Genomic DNA, 21,201 nt, shown 5'->3' on the forward strand with positions numbered 1-21,201 from the left:
ATGCTGTACAACACTACGTTTTTAGTACGTTTATCGCTTGTAGACACTTATTTTGGCATGTTTTTTCGCTGATTTGGGATTTTTTAATTATTTGGTATTATATTTGAAATTATTTTCCATCACTATAATAGAGAGAGTATTCTATGAGACGCACTGATTTTATCTATTTATTATTTATTTTCATAGGAGGATGTTTATCCCCGGTAATAAGTCATGCATCTACATTCATGCCCATCGTTACCAACTATACTGCCAAAGACTATCAGGCGGGATTACAAAACTGGGCTTTAGCCCAAGGAAAGAACGGAGAGATGTATATTGGCAATAATACAGGACTATTATGTTTCGATGGCTATACGTGGAGTAAATATCAAATGCCCGGTAATCAGCTTGTGCGATCCATACTCATTGATGGTGACCGTATTTATGTGGGAACATACGAGGATTTCGGCTATTTCAGCCGCAACTCTCTTGGTATACTTGAATACACTTCCTTATGGAGCCAACTCAAGAATATCGAAACACACAATGATGAAATATGGAATATACTCAAAATAGGTGAATGCATTTATTTCCAATCATTCAGTTCTTGGTTTAAATATGACGGAAAGAAAGTAACCGCACACTATAACTCTCAACATTTGCCATTGTATTTTCATAAAGCGCATGGACAAATCTATGTACAGATGGTCAACGGTGATTTTTATCTTCTGGAAAATGATGAATATAAACTATTGATTAAACGTAAAGCATTAAAAGATGACTCTGTGGTTGCGGTCATTCCCACAGCAGGAGGAAAAATGATTCTATGTACCGAGTGGAACGGACTTTTTGACTATGACGGAAAGACACTTTCTCCCCACCCTACCGCTATCGATCAGGAATTAAAAAGTCAGCAGATGAATCGTGCCGTAATGATTCCATCAGATTCGGCAATCGTACTCGGAACGATCCGCAATGGTATTTATGCCGTTGACAAAGAAGGAAAAGAGAAGTGGCATTATGATATGGAAAATCGTTTATATAACAATTCTGTATTACGGCTTTTCTGTGATCGGGATAATAATGTATGGGCGGCACTTGATATCGGCATTGCATTAATCCATACCGGTTCTCCCTATTCCATTCTGATACCTGACCGCAATTCACAGTCATTCGGAATGGTATATGGGGTCAATGCATTTAATAATAGTCTATATATTGCTACTAACCAGTCTGCCTGGTTGTACTCTTTTGCCGACCAAACAATTGTTCCTATCCAGGGTACCGAAGGACAGAACTGGCATATCAGTACATTTGATTCACAAATTCTGCTGGGAAACAATTTCGGAACTAAAATTATAACGGGAACTACCGCCAGCAATATCCCCGAAACAGAAACCAGTAGCACGTGTCTGCGCAAATGCATAATTAACGGACAGGAAGTTCTCATTGAGTCATCCTATTATAACCTCCGAGTCTATCGTAAATATAATGGTAAATGGAGTTTTTCTCATTCCATTGATGGCTTCTGGAATCCGGTACGCCAGTTCGAGGTCGATCATAGTGGAAATATATGGGCTGCACATATGAGTCTCGGTATCTACAGGATAGAGCTTTCAAGGGATTTAAAAAAGGTGGAAAAGTGCACGTATATCAAGTCATTGTCAGACGAAGAGAATAATGCAAGCCTAATGCATGTTATGAAGATACGTGGAAGAGTGGTATTGTCGGACAGCAAAAGAACGTATACTTATGATGATATTAACCAGCGTATCATACCTTTCGTACAACTTAACTCCATTCTCAAAAATGGGATTAATATGGCTATACCGGTAGATGATAACCTCTATTGGCTTACCGACTATCGCGGATACACCCTGATAAGATATGATAATGACAATTTCAGGATGGAACGCTTCATCCCTTCCTCTTTTTTCGGACTTGAATGCAATGAAAACAATAATAATGTATATGTAAACAATAACACCACTTATTTCTGTCTCAACAATGGTATAGGGCGTTTGGATATGAATCTGAAAAAAGACACTTTGCTGCAAAGGAATTCTTTACTCATTAGAAAAGCTACTTCTTTGTCGCAGGATTATCAATTGCATCTAATGCCTGTATCTGCCGAAAAGAAAGACAACAAGAAAATATGGGGGGATATAACTTTCCATTTGTCTTATCCTAATTTTAACTGCGAACCGCTCCGTTTTTGCTATCATCTCACGGGAAGTAGCTTGGATCTGATGTCAGAATCAGCCGATCCGGTAGTCACATTTGGTAGCTTAGGGTATGGAGATTATCATTTTACGGCTTCAGTGAAAAATGTCGATGGTCAGGTACTTAGTTCCGTAGAATATTATTTCAATAAACCACGCCCATTTTATCTGTCCATATATGCTTGGATAATATATGTGCTTCTTGCGAGTGTAATAGTATACTTCTACTCTCGCTGGCATGCTGCCAAAATGCTAAGAAAACGTAATAGGGAGTTTGAAAAAGAGAAAATGAAACAGGACTTCAAGATGTTGGAGCAGGAACATATCATTGCGCAACAACGCGAGCAATTACTTGAAGCAGAATTACAAGTCAAAAGTAAGGAATTAGCCAGCCTGGCTCTCGATGCCGTAGTCCAACGTAAAGCGGTTGAAAGCTTGAAAGAGGTTATGTCTGAACAAGAACATAAGGGAATTATCAATCAACATGATATAGACACCATACTAAAACAGATTAACGGAAACCTGAATGAGGAGGAATTCTGGGATATTTACCACAAGAATTTTGATATGATCCATAAGAATTTCTTCCGTAACCTGCGTAAACAATATCCCAGTCTCACAGCCAGTGACTTGAGATTTTGTGCACTGTTACGGCTAAATCTATCGACCAAAGATATTGCGCAGTTCACCAATCTCACTATTCGTGGGGTAGAAACAGCCCGTTACCGAATAAGAAAGAAACTTGCCATTCCCGGAAATATTAATCTTGTTGATTTTCTAATTGACTTTACATAAGAACATTTACTGAATATTCCTTCTAATTTCACACCCCTATTCTGTTGGGATTTTCTAAAGAAACTTTATCTTTGTAATGTCAACAATTAAAAGAATATGGTTCGTTTTAATCTTGTTATCACCTTACTACTAATGATAAGCATAGCTGTCAAAGCCGAACTGACCAACCGGATGTTCGATGTCAGGCATGTAGGCTATGCAGAAGGCCTTAGTAGCCAACGCGTTTTTTCGATTGTCGAGGATGGAGACGGTGCTATGTGGATTGCTACAAAAACCGGAATAGACAGATACAACGGTCATACGGTAAAGAACTATGATTTGCCGGGCAGTTTCTATTATGGTGATCTTGCCGGACGCAGGCTTTACTTATTGTACGACGCACAACAAGGACTGTTTGCCTACGACCACACCGGACGAATCTACCGATATTCCACCATCCTGGATCATTTTGAGCAAGTCCTCCACCTGGGACAATTGATTCAGGAAGAAGTCATCTTGAACAAACTCTGTTTGGATAGTGACGGAACCTGGTGGATGGGAGCGGATAAAGGACTATACAAGCAAGAAGCGGACCATCGTATAGTTGCCGTACTGAAAGGACAATATGTCAACGACATCGCATTTGCCGGCGAGTCGCTTTTTGTGGGTACTTCTAACGGGGTCTGGCAACTGTCACACACCCTGCCGGATAAGAAACGCCAGCTGCTGGAGGGGTGGAATGTACAAACATTGTTCTGCGACAAACCGAAAAAAGAACTCTGGATAGGCACATTTGGCAGCGGTTTGTCTGTGATGAACCTCGACACTTCCAAAGTGCTTGCGCTGGAGGGACAAGGGAGCACGTTCCTTCATCCGATACGGGCAATTACAGACTATGATGTACATACCATACTCATAGGCGTAGACGGTGGCGGTGTGTATGCGATAGACAAGGACACCAAGAAAGCCCGTTTACTGATGAATACCAAAGATGACACAGATACTTACCTGCGCGGAAACGGCATATATGCCGTAACCAGAGACGACCAGGGCAACATCTGGATAGGTAGTTATACGGGAGGCGTATCCGTGGCTATCCTGCTGAAACATCCCATTTCGATATTAGCACACGAAAAGGGAAATACCCATTCTCTCATCAGCAACAACGTGAATGATATCGAAGAAAATCCGGATGGCAACCAATGGTTCGCTACCGATGATGGAATCAGCATCCGAAACACCTTGTCAGGCACTTGGAAACACGTGCTGAAAGAAATCGTAACCATTTCTCTTTGCACATCCGGAAATGGGAACGTATGGGTAGGAACGTACGGAGACGGAGTGTATCTACTGGATAACAACGGACGCGTGTTACGCCATCTCACCAAGCAACAAGGGCAATTGACCACCAATTATATTTTCTCCGTCAGACAAGACATGGAGGGAGACTTATGGATAGGAGGTCTGGACGGATGCCTGATCATGTTTGAAAAAGAAAAAGGCAGCAGACGGTCTTTCGACGTGAATTGGGTACAATCCATTGAACCTATCGACCGAAACCGGGTAGCGGTGGCTACCGTCAATGGTTTCTTCCTGGTGGACAAACATACAGGGAATATACAGCACTATGCCAATTCCCAGGAATTTCACAATCAGAATGTCAGTGCTTATATCATCTCTATGCTGTTCAATGACGACGGAACCGTGTGGCTGGGAACCGAAGGGGGAGGATTGAATCTATATGACATGAAAAACCGGACGGTAAAGACTTTCACTGTTCAAGAGGGATTGCCGTCCAACGATATATATAGTTTGCAGCGAGACGACAAGAAACGCTTGTGGGTCAGCACCGGAAAAGGAATTGCCTTGATAGACAGCCTGCGCGTGTCGAACCTCAACTATGCGGGCAATATAGACAAAGAATATAACAAATCCTCATTTGCCCGGTTGATGAACGGCGAGTTCGTGTATGGCAGCACGGATGGTGCTGTCTTTATCATGCCACTCGACATTTCAACCGTAGACTACTGGACGCTCCTGCGTTTCACGGGACTGACGGTTGATTATCAAAACGTCCAGGAAGAAGAATCGTTGAGACCCGCCATCCATGATATGCTTGCCGACCGTGCGGTACGGCTCGGCTATAAATACAACTCGTTTACCGTTTCTTTTGAATCTATCAACTATCGTTTCCAGCGCGATATTGTCTATCAGCATATTTTAGAGGGGTATGACAATGACTGGAGCAAACCGTCTGCCGAGGGCAAGGCATCCTACACCAAGGTATCGCCGGGCACTTATCTTTTTAAGGTGCGCAGCCTGCGGCGCAGCGACGGAAAGACAATCTCCGAAAGCACCTTAGAAGTGAAAGTGAGCCAGCCATGGTGGAACTCGTGGTGGGCTTGGACTATTTACCTATTTATAATAGGCTTCGTTTTCTATTTCATCCTGCGCTATAAGAGCAACCAACTCCAAAAGAAATACGACGAAGACAAAATACGTTTCTTCATCGACACGGCGCACGACATTCGCACGCCGGTAACGCTTATCATGGCACCGCTGGAGGATTTGAACCGGGAACAGGATCTCTCGGACAAAGCCCGTTATTACCTGAATCTGGCTCATGAAAGTACCCGAAAACTCCATTCGCTCATCACACAGTTGCTCGAATTTGAAAAGGTAGACGCCCACAAGCCATCCTCTTCATCGGTTCCGCTTTGTCTGAATGAAGTTTTGCTGAAAGAAGTCTCCGTCTTCCGGTCTTTTTGCGAGAAGAAGCAGTTGACACTGAATCTGACCCAACCCAACGAATCCGTTTTCGTTTCAGCCGACAAACACCTGATAGAGATGTTACTCGACAATCTTCTTTCCAATGCCTGCAAATACACCATGCCCCAGGGAGAAATCAGTCTGGATTTGAAAGCCACGAAACGCAAAGCCATCCTTTCGTTGAAAGATAACGGAATAGGCATACCGAAGAAAGCGAAGAAGCACATCTTCTCCGATATTTACAGAGCCGAAAATGCCCGGCAGTCACAGGAAGAAGGAACCGGATTCGGACTGTTGCAGGTGCAGCGCATTGTAAAGATGCTGCATGGAAAAATCACTTTCTGTTCCGAGGAGGGCAAGGGAACTACTTTCATCGTAACATTGCCGCGAACCACCACCGTAGCCGAACCCGTGTCGCACGAATCATCCCTCGAACACCTTGCCGGCACATCGGATAATAACAGCCACGAAACGGATAAAATAAAAGATCCGGACGACCGGAATACATTGCTCATTGTAGAAGACCACGAAACTCTCCGTCACTACCTCCGCCAGACCTTTGAGCACCTCTATCGGGTGATTGATGTTGCCGACGGACACGAAGCTATCGCCTGTCTCGCCAATGAATATCCGGATATCATCCTCTCCGACGTCATGATGCCCGGCATACGGGGTGACGAGCTTTGCAGAATGGTCAAGGAAAATCCTGACACATCAGGTATTCCGGTCGTTCTGCTGACGGCAAAGGCTAACCACGAAGCAATAGTGGAAGGATTGAAGAAAGGCGCGGATGATTATATCCCCAAACCATTCAGTACAGAGATACTGAAATTGAAAGTACAAGGATTGATTGACAATCGAAACAGGCAACGGCAGTTTTTCATGCGGCAAGCCATCGCTCAAGTAGAGGCGGGCGGCAAACGTGACGACAATGAAAGCAATGAAAACAATGAAAGTATCGACAACAAAAACGTAACGACAGCAAGCGAAACAATGGCCGAGGGTGATCGCCGGTTTATCATGCAAGCTACCCGGTTTGTTCTTGAACATTTGGATGAACCCGATTTCAACATCAATCTCTTATGCCATGAAATGGCAATGAGCCGAACACTATTCTACAGTCGCCTTAAATCACTGACGGGAAAAGGGCCGCAAGAGTTTATTCGTATCATCCGGCTACAAAAAGCTGCCGAACTGCTGAAAGAAGGTAAAAGCGTAACCGATGTCGCCGCCGAAACCGGATTTGTCAACACGAAGTATTTCAGTTCATTGTTCAAGAAACAATTCGGGATGCAGCCAAGTAAATATAGTGGGAAGTAGACAAGCATTCATGTTCGGTTTTGAATTAAAATTAGCTCGTTTCCGGTACAGTAATGCACTGTTTCAGCCTATTCTGACAAGGGTATATTCTCACTGCAATGAGAAAAAGTTCTCATTATAATGAGTATTTCTTCTCATACCTATGAGTATTTTTTCTCATAGTGATAAGTATACTTGAGAATGTTTACGGAAGTTTTTTTGAATTATAATTATATGAGTTTACCTCATTTCCGTACCGTTCTTAATTAAATGGGAATTTTGCAGTTAAATGAGAAATTATCGGTTAAATGGGAATTTAGCAGTTAGGCTGAAAGCCTTACAATTATATATTTATTGGAGTGCCCTGAAAGGGCTTAATTATATAGCGTAGGGCAACGCCCTACGAAAAAAAACACACCAGCCACAAGCCCTGAAAGGGCGGAACTGTATACAATTATGCCCTTTCAGGGCGCAAATTCAGATTGTCGTTTTTACGTAGGGCGTTGCCCTACGCTATATAATTAAGCCCTTTCAGGGCACTCCGCAAAATTATCATTTACCTCATTCTTGTATAGCAACAATCTTTGAAAAAGAATGGGTAAGATAACGTCCGTTCGATAAAAATCAGCAGATTTGTCAGCAATCAAACCTAATATGTCAGCAATCTGACCATCGTTTCAGCCGGATATTAGCATCTTTGCACCAAGCTTTACAAGTATAAAGCACATATTACGTTTAACCTTTAAAATGCTAAAACGATGAAAAAAGTAGCACTATTCCTATTTTTATCCGTTTGCTTCGCGCAACAATCCTGTTCGTCGGATTCTGTTGGAACGGAACCGGAGGAAAATCCACAAGACATTCTTTTTAAAGACGATTTCAACTTTTTCGACGAAAAAGTATGGACGAAAGAAACTCATGAACCCGGTTGGACCAACCAAGAGCTACAGGCATACGATGCCGCTCATGTATCGGTTGGAAAGGACGGGGATAAATCGGTTCTGATTCTTACCGCCGAACGCAAAGGGAATAAAATTTACTCCGGCAGGATCAATTCAAAAGGGAAAAAGAGTTTCAAGTATCGCAAGATAGAAGCAAGTATCAAGCTTCCCAAGACTAACGGCGGACTGTGGCCTGCGTTTTGGATGATGGGAGATAACGACAAAGAATGGCCGGCATGCGGGGAGATCGACATTATGGAAATGGGAGAACAGAGCGGAATGGCTGCGGGCGATTCGGAAAAACAAGTGAACACCGCCATTCACTATGGCCCTAGCGCAGCGGCTCACGAACAGCAATACTACAAAGCCAATGTTGCCAACAGCCTGCAAGACGGCAATTATCACACCTACTCTCTGGATTGGGATGAAAACAACCTGACAATATCCATCGACAACGTCAAGTTTCATACGTTCGACATTAGCTCGAACACATACTTCCACGACAACTTCTACATCCTGTTCAACCTCGCCGTGGGAGGTGCGTTTACAGGGATTACCGACATTAATAAACTGACGGGCCTGAAAGACGGTCAGAAAGTGAAGATGTACATCGACTGGGTGAAAATATTATAGGAATCTTAAATATACATGCTATGAATATGGAAAAATGTAAGTATCTACTGTTTTGCGGAACACTCGCCCTTTGGATGGCGGGAGGTTTCCAGCAAGTGTATGCAGCAACGGAACCAAGTTCCCAGGCTATTCAACAACAAAGTAACAAGGTAACCGGAAAAGTGAGCGATGCCACAGGTCCCATCATTGGGGCTTCCGTAGTGGAGAAAGGAACTGCCAACGGAACGATTACCGATCTGGATGGAAATTTCAGTTTGAATGTAAAAGCGGGAGCTACGCTCGTTGTCAGCTACGTGGGTTATAAATCCGAAGAAGTAAAAGCGGGAAGAGGTCCTTTGAACATCACCTTGAAAGAGGATGCCAAAGCATTAGATGAAGTGGTAGTCACCGCCCTTGGCATCAAGAGAGAGCGCAAAGCGTTGGGCTACGGCATTGATGAAGTGAAAGGTGAAGCCTTGACCAAAGCGAAAGAGACGAATCTCATCAACTCCATGGCAGGACGTGTGCCGGGCTTGGTAGTCAGCCAGACCGCCGGTGGTCCTTCCGGTTCTACGCGCGTTATTCTACGAGGCAGTACCGAAATGACCGGCAATAACCAGCCTCTTTATGTAGTGGACGGTGTACCTTTGGACAACACTAATTTCGGCAGTGCCGGCACAAACGGAGGCTTCGACTTGGGCGACGGTATTTCGAGCATCAATGCCGATGACGTAGAAAATATGTCGGTATTGAAAGGCCCTGCGGCGTCCGCACTTTATGGTAGCCGTGCCAGCCACGGTGTTATCTTGATTACAACCAAGCGAGCCAACAAGGATAAAATCAGCGTGGAATATAACGGAACACTGACTTTCGATACCCAACTTGCCAAATGGGACGAAGTGCAACAGATATACGGTATGGGAAGCAACGGTACTTATAGCTATGATGCCATATCCAACACAAACAAAAGTTGGGGTCCCAAAGCGGACGGTTCAAACATGCTGAAGTATTTCGACGGCGTAGAACGCCCTTTCCTCATTGTCCCCGACAATACGTCCAACTTCTTCCGCACGGGTATCACCGCCACCAACTCCGCCATCATAGGTGTGAACAGCGGAAAAACCGGAATTCGCTTTACCTATACGGATATGCGCAATAAAGACATTGTTCCCCAGACGCACATGAGCCGTGACATTTTCAACCTGCGCGCCAATACGTCTGCAGGAAAGGTAGACCTGGATTTCAGCGTCAACTATACACGGGAAGACGTGAAGAACCGTCCGGCTCTGGGCGACAGCAAGTCCAATATCGGTAAAAACCTGATGACCCTTGCCACCACCTACGATCAGGAATGGTTGCAAACCTATCAGACTGCCGACGGCGAATATTCCAACTGGAACGGCATGGATCCCTACAACGTGAATCCGTACTGGGATATCTATAAGAACTTCAATAAATCCAAGAAAGACTTGTTCCGCATGAACGGCAAGGCCGTATGGAACATCGACCCACATCTGAAACTTCAGGCAACGCTGGGTGCCGAACTCAACTGGTTCACGTTCGATGATTACAAAGCACCTACCACTCCCGGATTCGAAGCCGGAAGACTTCAAAACAGTGCTTTCCGCAACCGCATGTACAACTTTGAAGTGTTGGCTCTCTACAACAACCATTGGGGTGATTTCGATTTCAACGCTACGCTGGGCGGCAATGTATATAAGGTGAACAACCAGACCACCGTTACCACCGCTCAAGACATGAAGATACGCGATGTCCCTTCATTGACGAGCTTCAACGAGATCAGTGTAGTGCCCGGCAGTTACCGCAAGCAGATTAATTCGGTTTACGGAGCAGTGAACGTGGGATGGAAACACATGCTTTACCTCGATGCTACGTTGCGTGGCGACCAATCGTCTACCCTTCCCACTGGCAACAACATGTATATGTATCCTTCTTTCTCCGGCAGCTTTGTATTCTCCGAGCTGACAAAACTGGGCGACCTCCTGCCTTACGGAAAGGTGCGTATGTCATGGGCGCAAGTAGGTAGCGATACCGATCCTTACCAATTGGGACTCGTCTATACGAAATCCAAATATGCTTATCCCGGATATACCATCGGATATATCGATAACGGAACCATCCCCAACAAAGACTTGAAACCAACCAAAACAAACTCCGTGGAAATGGGATTGGAATTGAAATTCCTGAAGAACCGTATCGGACTGGATTTCACCTACTATTCTCAAATCAGTAAAAACCAGATTATGGGAATGGCAAGCTCCTGGACAACCGGTTATAACTATCGCTTGATTAATGCCGGCAAGATAGAAAACAAAGGTATTGAGATTGCCCTTAGCACACGACCGATTCAAACACGCGATTTTTCCTGGGACATTAATCTGAACTTCTCCAAAAACAGCAACAAGGTAAAAGAACTGGATGGCGAATCGGATATGTTTGAACTGGAAAAAGCATCTTGGCTCGACGTTCAGGTGGCCGCTAAGGTAGGCGAGAACTTTGGTTCTATTGTAGGCCCGGACTTCCAACGGAACGAAAAGGGAGATATTCTGATTGACCCGCAAACCGGTCTGCCGCAATATGACAAGAGCAACCACGTATTGGGTAATGCCTCTTGGGACTGGACAGGTGGATTGCTCACCAACTTTACCTACAAGAATCTTTCGCTGGTAGCGGTATTCGATGTGAAAGTAGGCGCCGACCTCTATTCTATGTCTGCCCGTGCTGCTTACGAATCGGGTAAAAGTCCGGAAACATTGGCAGGACGCGACGCCTGGTATCGCTCGGAAGAAGAAAGATTGGCAGCCGGCATTGCGAAAGGAGCCGATAACTGGAAGCCGACAGGCGGATTCGTTGCTCCGGGTGTCATCGACAACGGTGATGGAACATATCGTCCCAACGACATCTACATCAATCCGGAAGACTACTGGATGAGCGTTTGCCGTAATGCACCTTCTATGTTTATTTACGACAACTCATACGTGAAATGCCGTGAGCTGACGTTGAGTTATAATGTACCCAAATCCTGGCTGAAGAATGTAGTAAGCGGACTGACCGTTTCGTTCGTTGCCCGCAATCCGTTCATCGTATGGAAGAATATCCCGAATATCGACCCGGATTCCAACTACAACAATACCACCGGTATGGGACTTGAATACGGTTCGTTGCCTTCACGCAGAAGCTATGGTTTTAATGTAAATGTGAAATTCTAAAAAGATATATCATGAGACAATCTAAATACATCACAATCATCACGATGGCATGTGCCCTGTTTTTCGCTTCTTGCAGCGATGAATACATGGAAAACATGAATACCGACCCTTCCAAGGCCGCTACCATCGACCCGAATGCGCAGCTCACCACTGCCCAACTGCAAACGTACGGAGACCTTAGTATGATGGAAATCTACCGTAACTACCATTATGCATTCACCCAACAACTGATGGGATGTTGGAACACCACCAACTACGGCGGACGCCATACGCTAGACAATAATGAAATGAGCCGTATCTGGACATCGTTCTACACTCAATCCCTGAAGAATATCATTGATGCTCAATATCGCACAGCCGAAGATGCAGAGAAAGTGAACATCAACTCTGTGCTCCGCATTTATCGGGTTTATCTTATGTCTATCATCACCGACACTTACGGAGACGCTCCTTTCAGTGAAGCCGGCCTGGGATTCCTCGAAGGAAAGTTCAATCCGAAGTATGACAAACAGGAAGATATTTACAACGCTTTCTTTCTGGAGCTGGAAGATGCCGTCAATAAAATCGATCCGACCAAAGATAAAGTGACAGGTGACCTCATCTATGCCGGTGATGTAACTAAATGGCAACAACTGGCAAACTCGCTTCGCCTACGTTTTGCCATGCGAATCTCCAATGTCAATCCTACAAAGGCACAAACGGAATTTGAAAACGCTTTGGCTGCCAATGGGGGTGTGATAACGGACGCCTCAAGCGATGCGCTCATCAAGTACATGACAATCGCATTTAGTTTCGGACAAGAAGCTTACTCTGATTATCGCGGAAATTCATTGTCGCAGTTATTATTCGGCAACGACCCCGCTAATAATCCAAGTTACCTCTGCTCCACTTTCTTTAATCAGCTACGCCAATCCGGTGACCCTCGTACATTCAAAATTTCCCGTTGTTATTATGACGGGCTGATGAGTGCCACCAGTCCCGACAATCGTGTCGACATCACCCAGGAGATGATTGAAAAAGGGATTGATTTCAGTCCGCGCGACCCGGGTGCCTACTCGTGGGAACCATGGCCTACAGGATACGACAGCGATATTTGTAAGGAATTAGCCGTTAACAATCCTTCCGTTACGGTAACTATGGCTCGTGAAGTGGAACCCAAACTTGCCAATAATTTCCTAAAAAGCGACAATCCGGGCGTAGTGATGACCTCTGCAGAAGTGAAATTCCTGATGGCGGAAGCTACCGTGAAAAAATGGAATGTCGGCAGTGTGTCGGCAGAAGATCTTTACAAGCAAGGAGTGCGTGCAGCTATGGATTTCCTGACAGACAACTACGGTTGCACGGCTACTACTGATGCAGAGTTTGATGCATTCATTCAAGGTAGAGGGACGTTCGGACATACGGACAATCAGAAACTTGAAGCTATCAATACACAGGCCTGGATTCTTCACTTCACCAATCCTGCCGAATGTTGGGCAAACGTGCGTCGTTCCGGTTATCCGAAGTTGAAATCACCGGCAGAATATGGGTTCGGACAATATCTCACCGGTGGAACGGAAATTCCGGTACGTCTCTGCTATCCTGTATTGGAATCTTCCTATAATAAAAAGAGCTACAACGAAGCCATCGAGCGCATGGGAGGAACAGACAATTGGCACAGCCTTCTGTGGTGGGATACTGAAAACTAACTATTAAACAATCATCCATTATGAAAAAGATATATATTGCACTATTTGCCCTACTCGCTGTAGGCTCCACATTTACTGCATGCACCGAGGAAGAACCGTTCGCTACGGTGACGGAAAATGATGATCCGCATATCCTTGCCCCGGTATTCCCTGACAGAACGAACGGGCAATTGGCTACATTCGCCAACATCAGCCGGGATGCGAACTTATCCATCGCGCTGACCGTAACTCCGAAAGATTACACCACAGTAACCTGGTTCATTGATGGACAGGAAGTAGAATCGGGTACCGACTCCGACAAAGAAATCAACCGTAGTCTGAAAGCCGGTACGTATAATTTGAAAATAGAAGTGGAAACTGTGAAAGGGAAGAAGACTTCCCGTGAAGGATTGGTGGTGGTCAATCCATTGGCTGATGACCCTCAATCTAAAGAAGTAGCCTTTGAGAGAATCGTATCTCCCGGTAAGACTGCCCGTTTATATGGCAGTAATTTACAGAACGTAACAGCCATCCTCTTGGGAGGAAACACAATCACCGATCCTACTTATGTTGAATCGGAAGACGGGAACTATCTGGAATACATCGTTCCGACAGGCGTAAGCGAAGGCGATTACCGTATCGTTCTGCAAGATGCCGCCGGCAATGAATATGGAGCCGACATGGTGAAAGTGACCAATGCTTCCCTTGTCATTTCGGGGGCTAACCGGGCTACTGCCAACGTGGACTGGACCATTTCCGGTATCAATCTTGAAAACATCGCTTCTCTAACTATCGGCGGACAGACGGTGTCTCAATTCAGCAATCAATCTTCTACGGAAGTTACGCTGACTTGTCCGGAGTTGTCTGATGGAAGCTATACGATGACAGGCAAAACTCGTAGCGGAGAGGCTGTGCAGTTCTTAAACGACAATGCTACGACTACCGAACAGACTGTGACCGTATCTACCGAAATAACGCTTTGGTCAGGACACCATTACGTTTCGTGGGATAAGCCGGACGGTGACCCCAACAAGAGTTTCGGTCTGATTCCAAAAGATGTGTTTGCCGGTATCACAGCCGGATCAACACTGAAAGTAGTCTACTCCATAGAACCTACTGCCGAATATCATAAAATGCAGCTTGCCACAGGCTATTGGACAGGCTTGGCGGGTGAGATGGAATTTACGGAAAACGGTGAATATACACTGATACTAACACAAGACATGTTGAATAAGATTCAAGCTGAAGCCGGATTCTTATGTGTAGGACATGGCTATTATGTAGATTTGGTAACCGTGAAATAATGTTCCTAAGTCAGTTTAAAAATCATTCATACCATAAGTATCTGTCATTCTTCGGGTTAAATCCCTCTGAATGACAGATTACATAAACGATGCTACTTAAAAACAAATCATAATGAAAGTAAGAAATATTATATTAATGACCGCATCTATCGCAATGACTGCCTGTTCCAAACAGGCAGTTCCCACTGCCATTCCTGAAGACGCAAAAATAGAACAACAAGTGGAAGAGCTTCTATCAAAGATGGACCTTGACGCCAAGATAGGGCAAATGACCGAGCTCGCTATTGATGTATTAGGAGAGACGATAAATGGAGAATTCCAATTGGACGAGGCAAAACTCCACAAAGCGATTGCTGAATACAAGGTAGGTTCGTTTCTCAATGCTCCCGGCCCGGTAGCACAAAGCCCTGAAAAGTGGAACGAGATTATCGGTCGAATACAAGAACTGTCGATGGCGGAGATTGGTATTCCATGTATCTACGGTCTGGATCAGAATCATGGTACTACCTATACATTGGGCGGCACGCTCTTTCCTCAAAATATCAATATGGGTGCTGCCTTCAATCCGGATTTGACCTACGAAGCGGCACGTGTAACAGCTTACGAAACAAGGGCTAGTAATTGTCCCTGGACATACTCCCCCACCGTCGATATGGCACGTGATCCCCGTTGGCCACGTGTATGGGAAAATTATGGAGAAGACTGTTTAGTCAATGCCATTATGGGCAGCACTGCTGTCCGAGGCTTCCAAGGAGATGATCCTAACCATATTCCCACCGACCGAATCGCTACCTCCGTGAAACATTACATGGGATACAGCATGCCACGTACCGGTAAAGACCGCACACCGGCTTATATATCGGTTTCCGAACTGCGTGAGAAATGTTTTGCACCGTTCAAGGCTTGTGTGGAAGCTGGTGCACTGACTATAATGGTCAACAGTGGTTCCATCAACGGAAAGCCTGTGCACGCCGACCGCGAACTCCTTACACAATGGCTGAAAGAAGACTTGGGATGGGACGGAATGTTAATCACCGACTGGGCGGACATCAACAATCTTTATACCCGCGAACATGTGGCGGCGGACAAAAAAGAAGCCATCGAAATGGCAATCAATGCAGGTATAGACATGGCTATGGAACCGTATGATCTCAATTATTGTACACTACTAAAAGAGTTAGTGCAAGAGAAGAAAATACCCATGAGCCGTATTGACGATGCCGTCCGCCGGGTGCTTAGACTTAAATTCCGTTTGGGTCTGTTCGATCATCCGAACACTTTATTGAAAGATTATCCTCTCTTCGGCAGCAAGGAGCATGCGCTTATCGCACTTCATGCAGCCGAAGAATCGGAAGTATTGCTAAAAAATAAAGATAATATTCTTCCGCTTCCTCAAGGGAAAAAGCTACTGGTAACCGGTCCGAACGCCAACTCTATGCGTTGCTTGAACGGTGGTTGGAGCTATTCATGGCAAGGACATCTGACCGATAGATTTGCCGACAAATATAACACCATTTACGAAGCAATCTGCAACAAATTCGGAGCCGATCATGTCCGTCTGGAACAGGGCGTAACCTACAAACCCGAAGGTGCTTACATGGAAGAAAATGAACCGGAAATTGAGAAAGCTGTGGCCGCTGCCCGCAACGTGGATATTATTATCGCCTGCATCGGTGAAAATTCATATTGCGAAACACCCGGTAATCTTTCCGAGCTTGCCATCTCTGCCAACCAAAGCAAACTGGTAAAGGCACTTGCCGCTACGGGAAAACCGATCATCCTGATACTTAATGAGGGTCGTCCCCGCATTATCAACGACCTGGAGCCATTAGCTGATGCTGTTATTGACATTCTATTACCCGGAAACTATGGTGGTGATGCATTAGCGAACATTCTGGCAGGAGACGTGAACCCCAGTGCCAAGATGCCTTACACATATCCGCGACACGAAGCAGCACTGACTACCTACGATTATCGGGTGAGTGAAGAGATGGACAAAATGGAAGGAGCTTACGACTACAATGCAGTAGTCTCCGTTCAATGGCCTTTCGGATACGGATTGAGCTACACCACTTTCGAATACAGCAACTTCCAAACGGACAAATCTTCGTTTACCACAGGAGATGATTTGCACTTTTCCATAGATGTAACCAATACCGGTAAATATACCGGAAAAGAAGTTGTCATGCTATTCAGCAGTGATCTTGTGGCTTCGCTTACTCCCGAAAACCGCCGGTTACGAGCCTTCAAAAAGGTGGAACTGCAACCGGGCGAAACCCAAACTGTCACTCTATCCATCAAAGGCAGCGACTTGGCTTTTGTCAATTCCGACGGGCAATGGGTACTGGAACAAGGAGATTTCCGTATGCAATGCGGAAATCAAGTATTGACTATTACTTATAAGTAGGCATTTATAAGTAGGTATTTATAAATAAATGCGCATTATTAATGCATACACTCCCGACAATAACTCTATGAGACACTGCGTTACTTTGTGGTGAACTCAAATTATCATCTAACCGGCTGAACAGCCTCAAACGGCTGTTCAACCAAACTTAAACAACCGCTCCTCTTGCTCCAAACGACCGTATGTCTACAACAAAAAGACAATCGTTTGAGTCCAAAGGAGCGGTTGTTTTTATCTGGAGGAAAGCGGCATTATTACAAAGGATATTCCTCAAAAGCATACAAAATGGTAGATAAATAACGTTCGCCTGTATCGGGTAATAATGCAACAATCATTTTCCCGGCATTTTCCGGTCGCTTCGCCAGTTCCGTAGCAGCATATACAGCCGCTCCTGAAGATATGCCTACCAACAAACCTTCCTGTTTGGCTAATTCACGACTCGTACGAATGGCATCGTCATTCTGCACCTGAATAATCTCATCTACGATAGAAGCCTTGTACGTTTTAGGAACAAACCCTGCACCGATTCCCTGAATCTTATGCGGACCTGGTTTTCCTCCCGATAGTACCGGAGAATCAGAAGGTTCTACTGCCACGATCTTTATACTCGGATCACGCATCTTCAGCGCTTCACCTACACCGCTAACCGTCCCGCCAGTACCTACTCCGGCCACAAAGATATCGACTTTCCCCTCGGTATCTCTCCATATTTCCAGACCAGTAGTTCGTAAATGCATGGCGGGGTTAGCAGGATTCTCAAATTGTTGCAAGATGACAGCTCCCGGAGTGACCGCCTTCAGTTCTTCAGCTTTGGCAATGGCTCCCTTCATACCATCCGCACCAGGAGTCAATACTAATTCCGCCCCTAAAGCTTTCAGAAGATTACGCCGTTCGATACTCATGGTATCGGGCATCGTCAGAATCAGTTTATAGCCTTTAGCTGCCGAAACAAAAGCCAATCCCACACCGGTATTCCCGCTGGTCGGTTCAATGATAGTTGCTCCGGGATGCAAAATTCCTTTCGTTTCTGCATCCTCAATCATAGCCAATGCTATGCGGTCCTTCACGCTTCCTGCCGGATTGAAAGATTCAATCTTTACAATCAGACGAGCTTTCAGGTCGTTACTTGTATTATAGTTACTAAGTTCCAATAACGGAGTATTACCTACCAAATCCGTCAATTTTCTTGCTATCTTTTCCATATATATCTGTTTTAAATTCCTCTTGTTTTAATATATGACAAAGATAGTGCGGATTCTGTTCAGGGTAAATACCATATATGTGGTAAATTCATACCACATATATCTGACTTCCTGCCAGATATTATATTAAGAAATCAGCTCTCATAGGGCTGAATGTATCAATCAATACACCTGCTTCCAGACAAACACATCCATGAGGCTGGTCAGGTTCCACATAATAACCGTCACCTGTAGAAAGAATTTCTTTCCGATCGCCAATAGTCAATTCAAACTTGCCGCTTGCAACATAAGTAGCCTGGCTATGATAATGTTGATGCATAGAACCGACGGCACCTTTCTCAAATTCCACTTTCACCATCATCAGTTGCCCGTCATACCCCATTATCTGGCGGCGGATTCCCGGAGCCGGTTTCTCCCAATCCAATTCTTTCTCAAACTGAAAAGCATCACTGCGTGTTTTCATCTTCCAATCTATTCTTATTTATAACTATATTATTTGAATCTCTTCACATAATCTGCAATCAGATAACATGCCGGGCCGAGCACCTGACCATGATCGAATCCTTGCATTTCATACAAAGTCACCTTCTTGTTACCTATACTTTTCAAGACAGCTTCCAACAACGCATTTTCTTCATACCTTGCCGCCATCTCCAGATGCTTGTCCCCCGTAATCAACACGAGAGGAGCAGTTTCCTTGCGGGCCTTATTTACCGGAGCATACTCATCAACCACCGGAATACCGTCAGGTAAACCGCGTTCCTTACGAATAGTGAAATGTGTCACCGTCTGACCACTCACCGGAAGATAAGCAGCTACACTATCGGCATCTGCTCCGTATGCTGCCATGTATTTCTTATCCATTGCCAGAATCAACGAAAGATAACCTCCCGCAGAATGACCGGAAACAAAAATATGATCCCTACGACCACCATACTTTTCAATATTCTTGAAAACCCATGCCACAGCTTCAGCCGCATCTTCGATGTAAGCCGGATTCTTTGCTTTCGGACTCAAACGGTAATTCACCGCCACTACTGCAAACCCTTGTTCTCTCAATTCTTTGGGAATAAATTTATTTCCACCTTCCATACCACCTCCATGAAACCAGACGATAGTTGAGAAATCCTTCTTGTTTTCAGGATAATAAATATCCAGTTTACAACGTTCCCGACGATAGGTGTCTGTTTCGGAACCAGAGACATAAGATATATCTTTGTCTGTGCGATAAGCATTTTGTGCTTGAGCAATGCAAGCACAAAGCAAAAAGAGAAGAAGGCAAATCTTTTTCATGATCTTATTTATTTCAGTATTTTTTAGTATTCTTTCCCAATAAGCAGCATACAACCAAATGGCATCCATGTTTCTTATAAAATGCAATATTACGAAATTCTAATAAGAAATAGTCCTTCTACATACAGCTAATTCTGTTCATGCAAAAAATTATTCGTCTGACGACTGTTGAACTTTCGTCTAACAACTGTCAGACAAAAAGTATACAGTTGTCAGACGAATAAAGTTATTCAGCTAGAAAACTAGTCTTCTGTATACATAAGACTAATTCTTATATAAAAAGCGATAACACCCGCGTTTATCATTTCACATTCATTCCTTCAGCCATTGTATACATATCCGGCAAATCGGCAGAGAAAAGCGAAACCGGACTTTCATACATCTTTATAAAACTCTTTTCAGAGGCATGCCCTTTAAAAACAGAGTAGAAATGCGACTCACTTTCACTAGGATCATATTTGTTTCTCCACATCACAATCATGCTGACAAACTGTCCTGTAACAGGGGTAAGGATTTGCTGTGTCCAATAGTTTTTCTCCGGAACACCATCACGTTGAATACCCTCTACTCCGGTTTCTGTAACCCCACACGGTTTTTTCAGTTCTTTTGACAGACGAGACAAGGTATTCATATTGGTAGTCAGCACAACCGGACTCAAACCATGATAAGAATCCATTCCTAAAAAATCTACATAGTCATTGCCGGGCCATCTAAATAGAAAGTTCTCACGTCCCTGCACAGAATCTATTTGCGGGGAAATCGCATAAATAAGGTTATGCACATTTTTTGTGTCCCGCAAATAATTGACTGTAAATTTCCAAAAGGAAGTAAATTCATCACTAGTCGTACATGAACTCCCCCACCACGACCATGTTTGGGTATGCTCATGATAAGGGCGGAAAATGACCGGAACCAATTCACCATTCTTACCTTTCAAATTCAGTGCAAAATTCGCCAAACGATCCAGCCAAGTTTTAAATTTAAGATGTGTAGGACTTCCCTCTTTAAGAATCTCCTTCACAACCTCATTACTGGAATTATCCCATGAATCACCTCCGGTCAACGGATTATTCAGATGTGCACATGCAATAAGTACCTCGCCACGCTCATAAGCCTCTAAAGCGACTCTTTTACGGATTTCATTTTCCGGGTTCTGATAACGATCATCCATTATTTCAGCAACATCAAAACTGAAAACTGCCGGATAGTCACCACAAACATCATGAGTGTCGGAGCGTCCTTCCTCATTATACCATTTACGACCATACCAAAGATCATCATGATGTCCGAACATGAAACCTTTTGACTGAATAGCCCAAAGATTCGAATACAAGGCTTTAGTCTCGGAAGTCGCATTTTTATCTACAATGGAGAGTTCTTTCACTTCTTCATATTCCGGATAAAGCGCCGATACCTCTTCCACATCGCTACAACTCATAAAGACGGATGCTAATCCGACCAAAAGTATATTGATTTGCTTTTTCATAATTATCTGTCTT

11 protein-coding genes are annotated in these 21,201 nt (G+C 44.4%); 7 read left to right on the forward strand and 4 right to left on the reverse strand.

All coding sequences use genetic code 11. From position 1 onward, the window contains the following. Positions 1-143 precede the first annotated feature (143 nt). The 7 genes from INE92_RS18625 (at position 144) to INE92_RS18655 (ending at position 17,207) form a co-directional block, all read left to right on the forward strand. Positions 144-2,999, forward strand: coding sequence for a helix-turn-helix and ligand-binding sensor domain-containing protein (locus tag INE92_RS18625; RefSeq protein WP_008643904.1), 2,856 nt, complete (start codon positions 144-146; stop codon positions 2,997-2,999). A 96-nt stretch (positions 3,000-3,095) separates the two neighbouring features. After that, positions 3,096-7,067, forward strand: a complete 3,972-nt coding sequence (locus INE92_RS18630; RefSeq protein ID WP_151926883.1) for a hybrid sensor histidine kinase/response regulator transcription factor — start codon at positions 3,096-3,098, stop codon at positions 7,065-7,067. Between the two features lie 737 nt (positions 7,068-7,804). After that, positions 7,805-8,620, forward strand: coding sequence for a glycoside hydrolase family 16 protein (locus INE92_RS18635; protein ID WP_044135378.1), 816 nt, complete (start codon positions 7,805-7,807; stop codon positions 8,618-8,620). A 20-nt stretch (positions 8,621-8,640) separates the two neighbouring features. After that, entirely contained in the window at positions 8,641-11,829 is a 3,189-nt protein-coding gene (locus INE92_RS18640; RefSeq protein ID WP_008023459.1) for a SusC/RagA family TonB-linked outer membrane protein, read from the forward strand. An 11-nt stretch (positions 11,830-11,840) separates the two neighbouring features. Continuing rightward, on the forward strand, positions 11,841-13,517 hold the full coding sequence (locus INE92_RS18645) for a SusD/RagB family nutrient-binding outer membrane lipoprotein (RefSeq protein WP_149944157.1): 1,677 nt from the start codon (positions 11,841-11,843) through the stop codon (positions 13,515-13,517). Between the two features lie 20 nt (positions 13,518-13,537). Continuing rightward, positions 13,538-14,800 carry a hypothetical protein gene (locus INE92_RS18650; RefSeq protein ID WP_195436312.1) on the forward strand — a complete coding sequence of 421 codons (1,263 nt, stop codon included), beginning with the start codon at positions 13,538-13,540 and terminating at the stop codon, positions 14,798-14,800. Positions 14,801-14,912: 112 nt separating this feature from the next. Beyond that, positions 14,913-17,207 carry a glycoside hydrolase family 3 N-terminal domain-containing protein gene (locus INE92_RS18655; RefSeq protein WP_211421229.1) on the forward strand — a complete coding sequence of 765 codons (2,295 nt, stop codon included), beginning with the start codon at positions 14,913-14,915 and terminating at the stop codon, positions 17,205-17,207. Between the two features lie 254 nt (positions 17,208-17,461). Here the strand turns inward: INE92_RS18655 and cysK are convergent, their stop codons facing one another. From cysK to INE92_RS18675, 4 genes are all read right to left on the reverse strand, one after another. Beyond that, a complete protein-coding gene (gene cysK, locus INE92_RS18660; RefSeq protein ID WP_004317446.1) occupies positions 17,462-18,409 on the reverse strand; it encodes a cysteine synthase A in 948 nt (315 codons plus the stop codon). A 121-nt stretch (positions 18,410-18,530) separates the two neighbouring features. Beyond that, positions 18,531-18,872: a cupin domain-containing protein gene (locus INE92_RS18665; protein WP_004298587.1), complete on the reverse strand. Its 342-nt coding sequence runs from the start codon at positions 18,870-18,872 to the stop codon at positions 18,531-18,533. 29 nt (positions 18,873-18,901) lie between these two features. Continuing rightward, complete coding sequence (locus INE92_RS18670; protein ID WP_008770519.1) at positions 18,902-19,702, reverse strand: alpha/beta hydrolase; 801 nt, start codon at positions 19,700-19,702, stop codon at positions 18,902-18,904. A gap of 301 nt (positions 19,703-20,003) precedes the next feature. Continuing rightward, a complete protein-coding gene (locus INE92_RS18675; protein WP_004317441.1) occupies positions 20,004-21,188 on the reverse strand; it encodes a glycoside hydrolase family 26 protein in 1,185 nt (394 codons plus the stop codon). Between the last annotated feature and the right edge of the window lie 13 nt (positions 21,189-21,201).

Source organism: Bacteroides xylanisolvens (assembly GCF_018289135.1).
Taxonomy (GTDB): Bacteria; Bacteroidota; Bacteroidia; order Bacteroidales; family Bacteroidaceae; genus Bacteroides; species Bacteroides xylanisolvens.